We start from the raw sequence: 14,807 nt of genomic DNA, 5'->3' as shown, positions 1-14,807 counted from the left end.
ACCCCCCAAGAGGCGCAATCTCATATCTGAGATAACCTCGGCCTCATGTCAGACGACTACCTCGTACGCATCGGCAAGCTCATCCGTGACGCCCGGCAGCACCGTGGCTGGACTCAGACACAGCTCGCCGAGGCGCTAGGCACCAGCCAGAGTGCTGTCAACCGCATCGAGCGGGGCAATCAGAACCTCAGCCTTGAGATGATCGCCCGAATCGGTGAAGCCCTGGACAGCGAGATCGTGTCCCTCGGCTACGCGGGCCCCATGCATCTGCGGGTCGTCGGCGGTCGCCGGCTCTCGGGCGCCATCGACGTGAAGACGAGCAAGAACGCCTGCGTGGCGCTGCTGTGCGCCTCACTGCTCAACAAGGGGCGCACGGTGCTGCGCCGGGTCGCCCGGATCGAGGAGGTGTACCGCCTCCTCGAGGTCCTCGGGTCGATCGGGGTGCGCACCCGCTGGATCAACGACGGCGTCGACCTGGAGATCGTGCCCCCGGCCGACCTCGAGATGGACTCCATCGACGCCGCGGCCGCCCGCCGTACGCGCTCCATCATCATGTTCCTCGGTCCGCTGCTGCACCGCATGGACCGCTTCAGGCTGCCGTACGCGGGCGGCTGCGATCTGGGCACACGCACCGTCGAGCCGCACATGATCGCTCTGCGCCGGTTCGGCCTCGACGTCACCGCCACCGAGGGGCACTACCACGCGGTGGTGGACCGGTCCGTCTCGCCCGACCGGGCGATCGTGCTGACCGAGCGCGGTGACACCGTGACCGAGAACGCCCTGCTCGCCGCCGCCCGCCACAACGGGGTCACGGTCATCCGCAACGCGTCCTCGAACTACATGGTCCAGGACCTCTGCTTCTTCCTCGAAGCGCTCGGCGTCGAGGTCGAGGGCATCGGCACCACCACGCTCACGGTGCACGGTGTGCCGAACATCGACGTCGACGTCGACTACTCCCCCTCCGAGGACCCGGTCGAGGCGATGAGCCTGCTGGCGGCCGCGGTCGTGACCGAGTCCGAGCTGACGGTGCGCCGGGTCCCGATCGAGTTCCTCGAGATCGAGCTCGCGGTGCTCGAGGAGATGGGCCTCGACCACGACCGCACGCCCGAGTACGTCGCCGACAACGGCCGTACCCGGCTGGTGGACCTGACCGTGCGGCCCTCCAAGCTGGAGGCGCCGATCGACAAGATCCACCCCATGCCGTTCCCCGGCCTCAACATCGACAACGTCCCGTTCTTCGCGGCCATCGCCGCCGCCGCGCAGGGCAAGACGCTGATCCACGACTGGGTGTACGACAACCGGGCGATCTATCTGACGGACCTCAACCGCCTCGGCGGCCGCCTCCAGCTCCTGGACCCCCACCGGGTGCTGGTCGAGGGCCCGACCCGCTGGCGGGCCGCCGAGATGATGTGCCCGCCCGCGCTGCGGCCCGCCGTGGTCGTGCTGCTGGCGATGATGGCGGCCGAGGGTACGTCCGTGCTGCGCAACGTGTACGTGATCAACCGCGGCTACGAGGAGCTGGCCGAACGGCTCAACTCGGTCGGCGCGCAGATCGAGACGTTCCGGAACATCTGAGCCCTAGTCTTCGACCAGCCTGACCTCCCGCTGCCGTACCGCGTGGAACGTGGGCAGCGGGAGGCCGGTCGCGCGCAGCTCCAGCAGGGCGGCCCCCACGTGCGCCCGGCCCGGGTGATAGGCGCCAGGGCGCCTCTCGGAGTTGGTCCAGCGGTGCTCGGCCCCGTCGCACACCGCGAGGGTGCCTCCGACTCCGTGGCTGACGCGGGAGTCGCCCTGGGAGACGGAGGAGGAGACGAAGACCGGGCCACCGCCACCGTGACAGCGGTAGGTGCCGGACAGAGTGAGCGTGCCGTCGGCCGTGAGGTGGCCGATACGGTGGATCGTCAGCTCCTCGTGCCGTCCGGTCTGGGCACCGGCGGCGGGGGCGGCGGACAGGAGCAGGGCGGCGCCGAAGACCACCCCGACGACCTGGCGCACGAACATGGAACACCTCCTGGAATGGGGGGTTCCACAGGTACCGGGAGGCCTTGTCGGGGTGCGTGATCTTCACCCCTTCGTGGCGAGTCCGCCCCGACCGTCCGCGATGTGTCCGAGAGTTGTCCGCATGGTGTCACGCTTGTCGGCCGATGCTTCCGGTGGCTTCACAGGCGGAGCATGGTCTAGGACGAGGGGGCGACAACCGGCCGCCCGAACCTCACCCGGAGGTGCGCCATGTGTTCCCACCAGCCTTCGTGCCCGGCGTCCGACACCATCGCACCACACGTCGTCGCCGCCCGTCCTGAACAGGGCTGGACCCTGCTCTGCAACGGCGCGATCGTCTTCGACGACAGCGGGGAACTGCTCCCGGACGGCAGCGTGGTCGCCCCGCGCCGCGTGCCGATGGGACCGCTGGCCATGGCGGCCTGACGCGGTCCCGCTCCCCGCGGCGACGAACTCCCACGGTCGCCGCGGCTAGGGCAGCACGGCGAAGCCGTCCAGTTCCACCAGGGCCTCCTCGTCCCACAGACGAGTGGTCCCCACGACGGCCATCGCCGGGTAGTCGCGGCCCGCCAGCCTCCGCCAGATGCCACCCAGCTCGGGGGCGCGGGCCCGGTAGTCCGCCACGTCGGTGGCGTAGACGGTGACGCGGGCCAGGTCGGCGGGTGTGCCGCCGGCGGCCCGCAGCGCGGTGAGCAGATTCGCGAGCGCCCGCTCGAACTGCTCGGGAAGCGAGGCGCCGACCACTTTCCCGTCCGTGTCGAGAGCGGTCTGGCCCGCCAGGAACACCACCCGGGACCCGGTGGCGACGACGGCGTGGGAGAAGCCCGAGGGCGGGGACAGAGCGGGCGGATTGAGGCGCGACAGATCGGGCGGGACGCTGCGCTCGGTGGTCACGGGGCCTCCACGGTGGCGTACAACTCCTTGGCGATGATGCCGCGCTGCACCTCGCTGGCGCCTTCGTAGATCCGCGGCGCGCGCACCTCCCGATAGAGGTGCTCGAGAAGGTGGCCGCGGCGCAGGGCGCGCGCCCCGTGCAACTGGACGGCCGCGTCGACGACGTACTGCGCGGTCTCGGTGGCGAGCAGTTTGGCCATGGCGGCCCGGCGCGGGACGTCGGGGGCGCCTTCGTCGTACGCCGCCGCCGCCGCGTAGACCATGAGCCGGGCCGCCTCGGTGCGCAGGGCCATCTCGGCGACCTGATGGGAGACGGCCTGGAGGTCCTTCAGCTTGCCACCGAAGGCGTCCCGCCCGGCCGTGTGGGCGAGCGTGGCGTCCAGGGCCGCCTGGGCCATTCCGACCGCGAAGGCGCCGACGCTGGGCCGGAACAGGTTGAGGGTGCTCATGGCGACCCGGAAGCCGCGGTCGGGTTCGCCGATGACGTCGTCCGCGGTCACGGGCACCGAGTCGAAGCCGAGAGTGCCGATGGCGTGCGGCGAGAGCATGTCGAGCGGGCTGCCGGTCAGTCCGGGCCGGTCGGCGGGCACGAGGAAGGCGGTCACTCCACGGGCGCCGGAACCGGGCGTGGTGCGCGCGAAGACGGTGTAGAAGTCGGCCTCGGGGGCGTTGGAGATCCAGCACTTCTCGCCGGTGAGCCGCCAGCCGTCCGCGGGGTCGGGCTCGGCGGTCAGGGTCAGTGCGGCCGCGTCCGAGCCGGCGTCGGGCTCGGTCAGGGCGAAGGCGGCGACCGTGGTGCCGGACCGGACGCCGGGAAGCCAGCGGTCGCGCTGGGCCCCTGTGCCGTGGGCGTACACCGGATGGGCGCCGAGTCCCTGGAGAGCGAGCGCCGTCTCGGCCTCCGTGCAGGCGTACGCGAGGGACTCCCGCATCAGGCACAGGTCGAGCGCGCCGGAGCTGAACAGGCGGTCCAGCAGCCCGAGTCGGCCGAGTTCGACGACGAGCGCGCGGTTGACGTGGCCGGGCTCGCCCTTCTCCGCCAGTGGGCGAAGCCGCTGCTCCGCCCAGCCGCGCAGTTCCGCGCGCCAGGCGGTCTGTGCCGGATCGAGCGAGAATGCGGTCATTGCCGGTCCCCTCTCCCTGACGGCGTACCGGGTCGGGCGGGCTGCCCAACCCGACCGTATCGCGGACCGTTGACTGTCGTCACCAACACGATACGCTCGATGCGCGAGCCCACCACGACAAGGGGGCGAACCGCCTTGGACCACAGGTACGCCACGAGCGCCGCGGCCACCGGGACCGGTACCGACCGGGAGGGCGCCTTGACCCGTACGAGCCCCACCCGCACCGCCCACCGCGACACCTTCGCCCGCGACCACCTGCCGCCGCGGGACGAGTGGCCCGAACTCCGCTTCGACCTGCCGGAGCTGCACTACCCCGAACGACTCAACGCCGCCGCGGAACTGCTCGCCGGCCCCGCACCCGAGCGCCCCGCCTTCCACACGGCGGACGGCGGGGTGTGGACGTACGGCGAGCTCCGCACCCGCGTGGACCGGATCGCGCATGTGCTCACCTCCCGGCTCGGCGTGGTCCCCGGCAACCGCGTCCTGCTGCGCGGCCCCACCTCCCCGTGGCTGGCCGCCTGCTGGCTGGCGGTGCTCAAGGCGGGTGCGGTCGCCGTCACCGTGCTCGCCCAGCAGCGTCCGCACGAGCTGCGCACGATGTGCGAGATCGCCCGGGTCGGGCACGCCCTGTGCGACGCGCGCTCGCTCGACGACCTGGTGAACGCCGGCATCCCCGGGCTGAACATCACCGCCTACGGCGGCGACTCCCCCGACGACCTGCTGCGCCTTCCCGCCTCCGAGGAGCCGTTCGCACCCGTGGACACGGCGGCCGACGACGTGGCGCTGATCGCCTTCACTTCGGGCACCACGGGCCGCCCGAAGGGCTGCATGCACTTCCACCGCGATGCGCTCGCCGTCGCGGACACCTTCTCGCGGCACGTACTGCGGCCGCACCCCGACGACGTCTTCGCGGGCAGCCCCCCGCTCGGCTTCACCTTCGGGCTCGGCGGGCTCGTCGTCTTCCCGCTGCGGGCCGGGGCGAGCGCCCTGCTGCTCGAACAGGCGGGTCCCAGGCAGTTGCTGCCCGCGATCGCCGAACACCGCGTCTCCGTGCTGTTCACCGCGCCGACCGCCTACCGCGCGATGCTCGACGAGCTGGACGGGTACGACGTCACCTCGCTGCGGCGGTGCGTGTCGGCGGGCGAGAACCTGCCCGCGGCCACCTGGCACGCCTGGTTCGAGCGCACCGGACTGCGCGTCATCAACGGCATCGGCGCCACGGAACTGCTGCACATCTTCATCTCCGCCGCGGACGACCGGATCCGCCCGGGAACCACCGGGGTGCCGGTACCGGGCTGGCAGGCACGGATACAGGACACGAACGGCGTTCCCGTGCCCGACGGCGAACCGGGGCTGCTCGCCGTCCGCGGCCCCGTGGGCTGCCGCTATCTCGCCGATCCGCGGCAGCGCAGTTACGTGCGGGACGGCTGGAACATCACCGGCGACACCTACGTCCGCGACCCCGACGGCTACTTCCGCTATGTGGCCCGGGCCGACGACATGATCATTTCCGCCGGGTACAACATCGCCGGGCCCGAGGTCGAGGACGCCCTGCTGCGCCATCCCGACGTGGTCGAGACGGCGGTGGTGGGCCGGCCCGACGAGGACCGCGGGCAGGTCGTGGTCGCGTACACGGTGCTCAGAGCGGGGGCGCCCCGCGACCCGGAGGAGCTCCGCACGTTCCTCAAGTCGGAACTGGCGCCGTACAAGTGCCCCCGCGAGTTCGTCTTCCTGGACGCGCTGCCGCGCACCGCGACGGGCAAGCTCCAGCGCTTCCGGCTGCGCATGCACCTCGCCGCGGACGCGGGCACGGGCGCCGACGTCGCCGCCGGTGCCGTCTCCCTGCCCCCGGAAGGTGATCATGAGTGACGCGAACGCCCTAGAGTGATCAACGTGTCCGATCAGCACGCTCCCCGGTCCCTCATCGTCACGTTCTACGGCGCCTACGGCCGCTTCTCCCCCGGCCCGGTGCCGGTGGCGGAGCTGATCAGACTGCTCGCCGCGGTCGACGTGGACGCCCCTTCCGTACGCTCCTCGGTCTCGCGGCTCAAGCGGCGCGGTCTGCTCGTGCCGGCCCGTACGGCGGCGGGCGCGGCCGGGTACGCCCTGTCTCCGGAGGCTCGGCAGCTGCTCGACGACGGCGACCGGCGCGTGTACGCGAGCACCCCGCCGAAGGACGAGGGCTGGGTGCTCGCGGTGTTCTCGGTGCCCGAGTCGGAACGGCAGAAGCGGCATCTGCTGCGCTCGCGCCTGGCCGGACTCGGCTTCGGCACCGCCGCTCCCGGGGTGTGGATCGCCCCTGCACGCCTGTACGAGGAGACCCGGCACACGCTCGAACGGCTCCGTCTCGACCCCTACGTGGACTTCTTCCGCGGCGAGCACCTGGGCTTCGCCGCTACCGCGGAGTCGGTGGCGCGCTGGTGGGACCTGGCCTCGATCGCCAAGCAGCACGAGACGTTCCTGGACCACCACGCACCCGTGCTGCACGGCTGGGAGGCCCGCGCGGACACCCCGCACCAGGAGGCCTACCGCGACTATCTGCTCGCCCTGGACTCCTGGCGCCATCTGCCCTACGCCGACCCGGGGCTGCCCGCCGAGCTGCTGCCGGCGGACTGGCCGGGCGTGCGCTCGGCCGCGGTCTTCCGGGCACTGCACGAGCGACTCCGGGACGCCGGGGCGGTCTTCGCGGGGGTGTGACCGCATTCACCGGGCAGGATCCACACGGTCACTCGCGCTCGCTCCGCCGTGGCCACGGCGATGGTCAACCGCCCAGGGTGAGCCGTGGCCTGGGCGCGTCCGTGCGTCCCGTCTGGGGGCGCCGGCTGCCCGCCCTGTAGGGCGCCGGCCAGGTCACGCCGGGCCCGCTGTACTCCTGCTCGGCCGCCGCGTGCAGAGTCCAGTGCGGGTCGTACAGATGCGGCCGGGCCAGGGCGCACAGATCCGCGCGTCCGGCCAGGATCAGCGAGTTGACGTCGTCCCAGGACGAGATCGCGCCCACCGCGATCACGGGGATACCGATCTCCTGGCGGATCCGGTCGGCGTACGGCGTCTGGTACGAACGCCCGAACGCCGGCCGTTCCTCGTCCACCACCTGCCCCGTCGACACGTCGATCGCGTCGGCGCCGTGCGCGGCGAAGGCGCGGGCGATCTCGACGGACTCCTCGGCCGTGGTGCCTCCCTCGGCCCAGTCCGTGGCGGAGATCCGTACGGTCATCGGCCGCTCCTCGGGCCACACCGACCGCACGGCGTCGAACACCTCCAGCGGGAAGCGGAGCCGCTTGGCGAGCGTGCCTCCGTAGGCGTCGGTCCGGTGGTTGGTGAGCGGAGACAGGAAGCCGGACAGCAGGTAGCCGTGGGCGCAGTGGAGCTCGAGCAGGTCGAACGAGCTGCGGGCGGCCCGCCAGGCGGCGGCCACGAACTGCTCGCGGATGTCGGTCAGCTGGGCGCGGGACAGCTCGCGGGGCGTCTGGCTCCCGGGCTTGTAGCGGATCGGGGAGGCCGCCACGAGCGGCCAGTTGCCCGCCTCCAGGGGCTCGTCCATGCCCTCCCACATCAGCTTGGTGGAGCCCTTGCGGCCGCTGTGGCCGAGCTGCACACCGATCGCGGTTCCCGGCGACCGGCCGTGCACGAAGTCGGTGATCCGCCGCCACGCCTCGCCCTGGCGCCCGGTGTAGAGCCCGGCACAGCCGGGAGTGATCCGGCCCTCGGCGCTCACGCACACCATCTCGGTCATGACCAGGCCGGCTCCGCCCAGGGCCCGGGCGCCCAGATGGACCAGATGGAAGTCGCCCGGCACACCGTCCTCGGCCGAGTACATGTCCATCGGCGAGACCACGACCCGGTTGCGCAGGGTCAGCCCGCGCAGCCGCAAGGGGGTGAACATCGGGGGCGTGCCCGGCGGACAGCCGAAGTCCCGCTCCACTGCCTCGGTGAAGTCCGCGTCGCGCAGCCGGAGATTGTCGTGGGTGACCCGGCGGCTGCGGGTGAGCAGGTTGAAGGCGAACTGCCGGCCGGGCTGGCCGAGGTAGAGCCCGAGGTTCTCGAACCACTCCAGGCTGGCCCGTGCCGCGCGCTGGGTGGAGGCGACGACGGGGCGCCGCTCCTGCTCGTAGGCGACCAGGGCCTCCCGCAGCGAGGTGTGCTCCTCCAGGCATGCGACCAGGGCGAGTGCGTCCTCGACGGCCAGCTTCGTGCCGGAGCCGATCGAGAAGTGGGCGGTGTGCGCGGCGTCGCCGATGAGGACCAGGTTGCCGTGCGACCAGCGTTCGTTGACGACCGTGCGGAAGGTGGTCCACGTGGAGCGGTTGGAGCGCAGGGGCATGCCCTGGAGGGCATCCGCGAAGATCTTGGCGCAGCGCTCGATGGTCTCGGCCGTGTCCAGCTCCCCGAACCCTGCCGCCCGCCACACCTCCTCGCGCATCTCCACGATCACCGTGGAGGCGTCGGCCGAGAAGGGGTAGCCGTGCAACTGCATCACGCCGTGCTCGGTCTCGGCGATCTCGAAGCGGAAGGCGTCGAAGGCGAAGTCCGCGGCGAGCCAGATGTAGCGGCAGCGGTGCTCCTCGACGGAGGGCCGGAACACCTCGGCGTACGCCTCGCGTGTGCCGCTGCGCACCCCGTCGGCGGCGATCACCAGGTCGTACGACTCCGAGAGCCGGTCGGGATGCGGGGCCTCGGTGCCGAAACGCAGGGCGACACCGAGGGAGCGGCACCGCTCGTGCAGGATCTGCAGGAGCCGCCGCCTGCCGAGGGCGGCGAACCCATGGCCTCCGGAGGTGTGGCGGACACCCCGGTGGACGATGTCGATGTCGTCCCAGCGTACGAACTCGTCCTTCAGCGCCGCGTAGACGACGGGATCGGCGTGCTCGATGCCGCCGAGGGTCTCGTCGGACAGGACGACACCGAAGCCGAAGGTGTCGTCGGGGGCGTTACGCTCCCAGACGGTGACCTCCCGGGCCGGGTCAAGACGCTTGAGGAGGGCAGCCGCGTACAACCCGCCGGGACCCCCGCCGATGACGGCGACGCGCAGCGCCTGCCGGCCGGCCGAGCGCGCCTCACCGCCCGGCTCCGCTCTCCGCGTGGCGCCGGACCCGCCTCCGAAGCCGGGTTCCGTCGTCGGCCCGGCCGCGTGTCCCGCCGCCATGGCTACCTCCCCCGCCATTTCGGCGGCCGCTTCTCCGTGAAGGCCGCGTGGAACTCGGCGTAGTCCTCGCCGTTCATCAGCAGCGCCTGCGTCGAGGCGTCCAGTTCGACGGACGCGGCGAGCGGCATGTCCAGCTCGGCCGTCAGCAGCGCCTTGGTCTGGGCGTGGGCGAGCGCCGGGCCGTCGGCGAGTCTGCGGGCCAGCGTCCGGGCGGCCTCGTCGGCGCGGCCTTCGTCGGTCAGCTCGCTGATCAGTCCGATCCGCTCCGCCTCGGGGGCCCGCACCGACTCGCCCAGCATCAGCAGGCGGGTCGCATGGCCGAGCCCGACGACCCTCGGCAGGAGATAGGCGGCGCCCATGTCACCGCCGGACAGCCCGACGCGGGTGAAGAGGAACGCGAAGCGGGCGGAAGGATCAGCCACCCGGAAGTCCGCGGCCAGCGCCAGGACCGCCCCGGCGCCCGCGGCCACCCCGTGCACCGCCGCGATCACCGGGAACGGGCATTCCCGGATGGCCCGGACCACCTGTCCCGTCATGCGGTTGAAGTCGAGGAGCTGGGCGGTGTCCATGGACAGGGTGGCGCCGATGATCTCGTCGACATCGCCGCCCGAGCAGAAGCCGCGCCCCTCGCCCGCCAGCACCAGGGCCCGCACGGTTCTCTCCCGGGACAGCTCGGCGAGCAGGTCGCGCAGGTCGGCGTAGGCGCCGAAGGTGAGCGCGTTGAGTTTCTCGGGCCGGGCGAGGGTGACGGTGGCCACTCCGTCCGCGTGGACGCAGCGGAGGTGGCGCCAGTCGGAGGTGCGAGCGGCGGAACCGGTGAACGGACTCATGGCGTGCGGCCTCCTCGGGCGGGACGGCTGACTGCACTGATGGCCTGTGACGAAGTTATCACCTCTTCGTGACTGTCGTCACGAGCACGCGATACACGTGTGCCCGCCCGACGCCCCGGACCGCACAGCGGTCGTGCGGGGGCGGACACCGCGCGAGGTGTGACAGCCGCCCGGCCTCCCGTCACACGTCGTCGACAGACCGGTAACGACGGACCCGGGCGTGCCGTACGGCGCCCTCGGCCTGGGTACGCAGCACGAAGCCGAGGCCGACGCAGTCTTCGGGCGAAACCCGCCGACCGCCCCGTACGGGGCGCGCCGTACCATGCCTCTTGTTTGAAAGCAGGACGACCTGCGCCATGAACGGACCAGCCGTGTACGAACCTCCCGCTCCCGCCTCCTGGCGTGTCGCGCTGCCGCACACCGCCGCAGCCGTGCCCGTCGCCCGTGCCCTGGTGCGCACGGCCCTGGCGGAGCTGCCCGCGACGGCGGACAGCGACACCGCGGAACTGCTCACCGCCGAGCTGGTGGCGAACGCCCTGGAGCACGCCTCGGGTGACGGGCCGATCGAGCTGGTCGTCGAGTTGCTGCCGAACGGCTGCAAGGTCGAGGTGCACGACCCGGACCCGGCCCCGCCCGGCGATCTGACCCGTCCGGCCGTCGAGCCCTGTGACCCCTGGCAGGAGCACGGGCGCGGACTGCTGCTGATCCGCAGCCTCAGCTCGTCCTGCGGTCACCGCCCCACCGAGTCCGGCAAGGCGGTGTGGTTCAGACTGCCTGTCGTTCCACGGCAGTGGCGTCCGGCGTGACGGCTCCGGTCGCCAGCCTGGAGTGCCGGCGCCCGTAGAACGCGTACACCAGGCACCCGGCCGCCAGGAACGCGGCGAACTGCACCCACGTCGTCCAGCCCGTCTCGTACATCAGGTAACCGCAGAAGCCGACCCCGAGCAGCGGTACCACGGGGTAGAGGGGCACGCGGAAGCTGCGGGCGAGGCCCGGTTCGCGGCGGCGCAGGACGATCACCACGACATTGACCACGGCCATCGTGGCGAGGGTGCCGATGGTGCACAGGTTGACGACCACGTCCAGCGAGGAGAAGGCCGCCGGGACCGCGAAGACCACCGCCACGATGAGGGTGCCGGAGACCGGCGTCGAGGTCTTCGGCGAGACGCGCTCGAAGACACGCGGTACGAGCCCGTCGCGGGACATCGACAGCAGGATGCGGGTCTGCCCGTACATCACGGCGAGGACGACCGAGGCGATGGCGACGACCGCGCCGAAGGCGATGACACCGCCCCCGAGGGTGGAGCCGGTGACCTGGTTGACGACGTACGACAGCGCCGCGGGCCGGCCGCCCACCTCGGGACCGCCGATGGCGCCGATCGCGGCGAGCGCGACCGCGCAGTACAGCAGCGTCACCAGGCCGAGGCAGACGAGGATCGCCACAGGGATGTTCCGACGGGGGTTCTTGGCCTCCTCGCCCGCGGTGGTGATCGCGTCGAACCCGATGTACGAGAAGAAGGCGGCGGTGGTGCCGGCACCGATGCCGCCGAGCCCGGCCGGGGCGAACGGGGTCAGGTTGCCGTGCCGGAAGGCGGTGAACCCGATCGCACAGAAGGCGACCAGGATCGCGAGCTTGAGCACGGCCATGGCGGCGGTGGCGCGGGCGCTCTCACGGACACCGCGTACGAGCAGTACGGCGGCCAGGGCGATGACGATCACAGCGGGGAGGTTGACCACACCGCCGTCGCCGGGACCGGCGGAGAGCGCCGGGGGCAGCTGCCATCCGACAAGACTGTGCAGCAGTTCGTTGACGTACTGGCTCCAGCCCACCGCGACGGCCGAGACGGACACGCCGTACTCCAGCAGCAGGCACCAGCCGACGAGGAAGGCCGTGCCCTCGCCGAGGCCCGCGTAGGCGAACGAGTACGACGATCCGGACACCGGGATCGCACCGCCCAGCTCGGCGAACGCGAACGCGGTGAAGACGCAGGTGAGGGCGGCGAGCACGAACGAGACGACGACGGCCGGGCCCGCCTGGGCGACGGAGTCGGACAGGCCGACGAAGATGCCGGTGCCGACGATCGCGCCGACGCCGAAGCAGACGAGCTGGAACAGGCCCATGTGGCGTCTGAGGCCATGACCGGAGAGATCGGCTCCGGACTCGGCGACGAGCAGCTCGGGGGACTTGATGCGGAACGGGTTGGCGGGGCTGCCGGGCATACGGGTGGTGCTCTTTCGGTGGTACGGATGCGACGGTGGGGGTGCCCCCGCTCACGGCGGTCCACCGCTCGAACGAGGCCGAACGGAATGCCGGGAGTGCGGGGAAGGTCGCGCGACGGCTGCGGAAGGGGTGGTTCCGGCCGCCGAGGAGGATCGTACGGGAAGGTCCCCGGCACCCACTGTGGCAGCGGGCACGCAGGTCAGGCGAGGGTGGCCACCAGGACGGCCTTGATCGTGTGCATCCGGTTCTCCGCCTCGTCGAAGACCACCGAGTGCTCGGACTCGAAGACCTCGTCGGTGACCTCGAGTTCGGTGAGCCCGTGGCGCTCGTGGATCTCGCGGCCCACGTCGGTGCCGAGGTCGTGGAAGGCCGGCAGGCAGTGCAGGAACTTCACGTCGTCGTTGCCCGTGGCGCGCAGTACGTCCATGGTCACGGCGTACGGGCCGAGCAGCGCTATGCGCTCGTCCCAGACCTCCTTCGGCTCGCCCATGGACACCCAGACGTCGGTGGCGACGAAGTCGGCTCCCCGCACGCCCTCCTTCACGTCGTCGGTGAGCGTGATGCGGGCTCCGGAGGCGGCGGCGAGCCGCTGCGCCACCTCCACGATCGTGTCGTCGGGCCACAGCAGCCTGGGCGCGACGATACGGACGTCCATTCCGAGCAGGGCGCCGGTGACGAGGTAGGAGTTGCCCATGTTGTAGCGGGCGTCGCCCAGGTAGGCGAAGGCGATCCCGTCCAGCGGCTTGTCGCAGTGCTCGGTCATGGTGAGCACGTCGGCGAGCATCTGGGTCGGATGCCACTCGTCGGTCAGGCCGTTGTAGACCGGGACCCCGGCGTAAGCGGCCAACTCCTCGACCACGCCCTGACGGTGCCCGCGGTACTGAATGGCGTCGAACATCCGGCCGAGCACCCGGGCGGTGTCCTTCACGGACTCCTTGTGCCCGATCTGCGAGCCGGACGGGTCGAGATACGTGGTGTGCGCGCCCTGGTCGGCGGCCGCGACCTCGAAGGCACACCGGGTGCGCGTCGAGGTCTTCTCGAAGACCAGGGCGATGTTCCTGCCCGCCAGCCGGCGCGTCTCGGCCCCTGCCTTCTTGGCCGCCTTGAGCTCGGCCGCCAGCTCGACCAGGGTGCGGAACTCCTGCGCGGTGAAGTCCAGCTCCTTGAGGAAGTGGCGGCCGGTGAGGGCGCTCGGGACTGTCGCCATGGTGCGCTCCAGGGTGGTCGGGACAGAAGGATCAGGGAGGCGGATGGAAGTCTATACGACGATTCACATTTCTATACGAGACCGGTCCCCGGGCGCGGCCCCCGATCAGCGGGTCACCGCATCCCTCTCGACCGGACAACTCATACAGCGGGGCCCGCCCCGTCCCCGCCCCAGCTCGCTCCCCGGAATCTCGATCACTTCGATTCCCTGCTTCCGCAGATGGGTGTTGGTCGTCACATTTCTCTCGTACGCCACCACCACGCCGGGCTCGACCGCCAGCACATTGCATCCGTCGTCCCATTGCTCCCGCTCGGCCGAGTGCACGTCCTGCGTGGGGGTGAGCACCCGGATCTCGCTCAGGCCCAGCGCCGCGGCGATCGCCCGGTGCATGTGCTCCGGCGGATGATCCGTGACCTTCAGCTCCTTGTCGCCGGCGCCGGGCTCGATGGTGTACGAGCGGAGCATGCCGAGCCCCGCGTACTGGGTGAAGGTGTCGCCGTCGACCATCGTCATCACCGTGTCCAGGTGCATGAGCGCCCGCCGCTTGGGCATGTCGAGCGCGACGATGGTCTGCGCCGAGCCGGCGGCGAAGAGTTTGTGCGCGAGCATCTCGACGGCCTGCGGCGTGGTCCGCTCACTCATGCCGATGAGCACGGCTCCGCTGCCGATGACCAGCACGTCACCGCCCTCGATGGTGGACGGGTAGTCGGCCTGCCCCTCGGACCAGAGGTGGAAGGTCTCGTTGCCGAACAGCGGATGGTGCCGGTAGATCGCCTCGAAGTGCACGGTCTCGCGCTGCCTCGCGGGCCAGCGCATGGCGTTGATCGACACGCCGTCGTATATCCACGCGGAGGTGTCCCGGGTGAACAGGTGGTTGGGAAGGGGGCGCAGGAGGAAGTCGTCGAGTTCCATCACATGGAACCGCACGGAGGTCGGCTCCGGGTGGACGTCGAGGAACTCCCGCTTGGTCATGCCGCCCACGAGGGCCTCGGCGAGCTCGGCGGAGGGCAGCGTCTCGAAGGCGGCACGGAGATGGTCGGTCGCGAGCGGTCCGTACTCCTTCTCGTCGAAGACCCGGTCCAGCACGAGGGTCCTGGCCGCCGGGACCTCGAGGACCTCGGTCAGCAGATCACCGAAGAGATGGACGACGACCCCGCGGTCGCGCAGCACGTCGGCGAACCCGTCGTGCTCGGCACGCGCCCGACGCACCCACAGCACGTCGTCGAAGAGCAGCGCGTCCTTGTTGCTGGGGGTGAGCCTTTTGAGCTCGAGATCGGGCCGGTGCAGGATGACGCGGCGCAGCCGCCCGGCCTCGGAGTCGACATGGAATCCCATGACTCCATCCTGACCATTCACGTGCCGGTTCACCCGTCCTTCACGGCGAGCCGGA

13 protein-coding genes are annotated in these 14,807 nt (G+C 71.3%); 5 read left to right on the top strand and 8 right to left on the bottom strand.

Annotated features, from left to right (window positions below):
* Positions 1–45: 45 nt before the first annotated feature.
* Positions 46–1,575, top strand: a complete 1,530-nt coding sequence (locus ADL25_RS36530) for a helix-turn-helix domain-containing protein (RefSeq protein ID WP_059132198.1) — start codon at positions 46–48, stop codon at positions 1,573–1,575.
* A gap of 3 nt (positions 1,576–1,578) precedes the next feature.
* Here ADL25_RS36530 and ADL25_RS36525 read toward each other — a convergent pair whose 3' ends face one another.
* The gene (locus ADL25_RS36525; protein ID WP_059132197.1) at positions 1,579–2,001 is read right to left on the bottom strand and encodes a DUF6299 family protein; all 423 of its coding nucleotides are present in this window, start codon (positions 1,999–2,001) and stop codon (positions 1,579–1,581) included.
* A 228-nt stretch (positions 2,002–2,229) separates the two neighbouring features.
* On the opposite strand from ADL25_RS36525, the gene ADL25_RS36520 reads away from it, so the two are divergent.
* Positions 2,230–2,424 carry a DUF5999 family protein gene (locus tag ADL25_RS36520; RefSeq protein WP_059132196.1) on the top strand — a complete coding sequence of 65 codons (195 nt, stop codon included), beginning with the start codon at positions 2,230–2,232 and terminating at the stop codon, positions 2,422–2,424.
* Positions 2,425–2,469: 45 nt separating this feature from the next.
* Here the strand turns inward: ADL25_RS36520 and ADL25_RS36515 are convergent, their stop codons facing one another.
* Both ADL25_RS36515 and ADL25_RS36510 read right to left on the bottom strand, forming a co-directional pair.
* Entirely contained in the window at positions 2,470–2,892 is a 423-nt protein-coding gene (locus tag ADL25_RS36515; protein WP_234381183.1) for a RidA family protein, read from the bottom strand.
* Positions 2,889–4,016, bottom strand: coding sequence for an acyl-CoA dehydrogenase family protein (locus ADL25_RS36510; RefSeq protein WP_059132195.1), 1,128 nt, complete (start codon positions 4,014–4,016; stop codon positions 2,889–2,891). Before ADL25_RS36510 ends, ADL25_RS36515 begins: the two co-directional genes overlap by 4 nt.
* Positions 4,017–4,115: 99 nt before the next feature.
* On the opposite strand from ADL25_RS36510, the gene ADL25_RS36505 reads away from it, so the two are divergent.
* Both ADL25_RS36505 and ADL25_RS36500 read left to right on the top strand, forming a co-directional pair.
* Positions 4,116–5,885, top strand: coding sequence for an AMP-binding protein (locus ADL25_RS36505; RefSeq protein ID WP_079050815.1), 1,770 nt, complete (start codon positions 4,116–4,118; stop codon positions 5,883–5,885).
* Positions 5,886–5,900: 15 nt separating this feature from the next.
* Positions 5,901–6,713 (top strand): PaaX family transcriptional regulator C-terminal domain-containing protein, encoded by an 813-nt coding sequence (locus ADL25_RS36500; protein WP_059132194.1) that lies wholly within the window; start codon positions 5,901–5,903, stop codon positions 6,711–6,713.
* 64 nt (positions 6,714–6,777) lie between these two features.
* On the opposite strand, the gene ADL25_RS36495 is transcribed toward ADL25_RS36500, so the two are convergent.
* Positions 6,778–9,045 (bottom strand): bifunctional salicylyl-CoA 5-hydroxylase/oxidoreductase, encoded by a 2,268-nt coding sequence (locus ADL25_RS36495; protein ID WP_059132270.1) that lies wholly within the window; start codon positions 9,043–9,045, stop codon positions 6,778–6,780.
* A 116-nt stretch (positions 9,046–9,161) separates the two neighbouring features.
* Positions 9,162–9,989, bottom strand: coding sequence for an enoyl-CoA hydratase family protein (locus ADL25_RS36490; protein ID WP_059132193.1), 828 nt, complete (start codon positions 9,987–9,989; stop codon positions 9,162–9,164).
* A gap of 356 nt (positions 9,990–10,345) precedes the next feature.
* Here ADL25_RS36490 and ADL25_RS36485 point away from each other — a divergent pair, with 356 nt between their 5' ends.
* Entirely contained in the window at positions 10,346–10,795 is a 450-nt protein-coding gene (locus ADL25_RS36485) for an ATP-binding protein (RefSeq protein ID WP_059132192.1), read from the top strand.
* On the opposite strand, the gene ADL25_RS36480 is transcribed toward ADL25_RS36485, so the two are convergent.
* From ADL25_RS36480 to ADL25_RS36470, 3 genes are all read right to left on the bottom strand, one after another.
* A complete protein-coding gene (locus tag ADL25_RS36480; RefSeq protein WP_059132191.1) occupies positions 10,755–12,209 on the bottom strand; it encodes an amino acid permease in 1,455 nt (484 codons plus the stop codon). The genes ADL25_RS36485 and ADL25_RS36480 overlap by 41 nt on opposite strands.
* Before the next feature lie 200 nt (positions 12,210–12,409).
* A complete protein-coding gene (argF, locus tag ADL25_RS36475; RefSeq protein WP_059132190.1) occupies positions 12,410–13,417 on the bottom strand; it encodes an ornithine carbamoyltransferase in 1,008 nt (335 codons plus the stop codon).
* A gap of 105 nt (positions 13,418–13,522) precedes the next feature.
* Entirely contained in the window at positions 13,523–14,752 is a 1,230-nt protein-coding gene (locus ADL25_RS36470) for an arginine deiminase (protein ID WP_059132189.1), read from the bottom strand.
* Positions 14,753–14,807: the final 55 nt, after the last annotated feature.

The organism is Streptomyces sp. NRRL F-5122 (genome assembly GCF_001507435.1).
GTDB classification, from domain to species: Bacteria; Actinomycetota; Actinomycetes; order Streptomycetales; family Streptomycetaceae; genus Streptomyces; species Streptomyces lannensis.
Note: the sequence above shows the minus strand (reverse complement) of the source record. Positions and strands in the feature narration are given on the sequence as shown.

Coding starts and splice junctions, on each gene's coding strand:
- ADL25_RS36510 (WP_059132195.1), bottom strand. CDS start 4,016: ATGACCGCATTCTCGCTCGATCCGGCACAGACCGCCTGGCGCGCGGAA.
- ADL25_RS36520 (WP_059132196.1), top strand. CDS start 2,230: ATGTGTTCCCACCAGCCTTCGTGCCCGGCGTCCGACACCATCGCACCA.
- ADL25_RS36470 (WP_059132189.1), bottom strand. CDS start 14,752: ATGGGATTCCATGTCGACTCCGAGGCCGGGCGGCTGCGCCGCGTCATC.
- ADL25_RS36505 (WP_079050815.1), top strand. CDS start 4,116: ATGCGCGAGCCCACCACGACAAGGGGGCGAACCGCCTTGGACCACAGG.
- ADL25_RS36490 (WP_059132193.1), bottom strand. CDS start 9,989: ATGAGTCCGTTCACCGGTTCCGCCGCTCGCACCTCCGACTGGCGCCAC.
- argF (WP_059132190.1), bottom strand. CDS start 13,417: ATGGCGACAGTCCCGAGCGCCCTCACCGGCCGCCACTTCCTCAAGGAG.
- ADL25_RS36525 (WP_059132197.1), bottom strand. CDS start 2,001: ATGTTCGTGCGCCAGGTCGTCGGGGTGGTCTTCGGCGCCGCCCTGCTC.
- ADL25_RS36480 (WP_059132191.1), bottom strand. CDS start 12,209: ATGCCCGGCAGCCCCGCCAACCCGTTCCGCATCAAGTCCCCCGAGCTG.
- ADL25_RS36530 (WP_059132198.1), top strand. CDS start 46: ATGTCAGACGACTACCTCGTACGCATCGGCAAGCTCATCCGTGACGCC.
- ADL25_RS36485 (WP_059132192.1), top strand. CDS start 10,346: ATGAACGGACCAGCCGTGTACGAACCTCCCGCTCCCGCCTCCTGGCGT.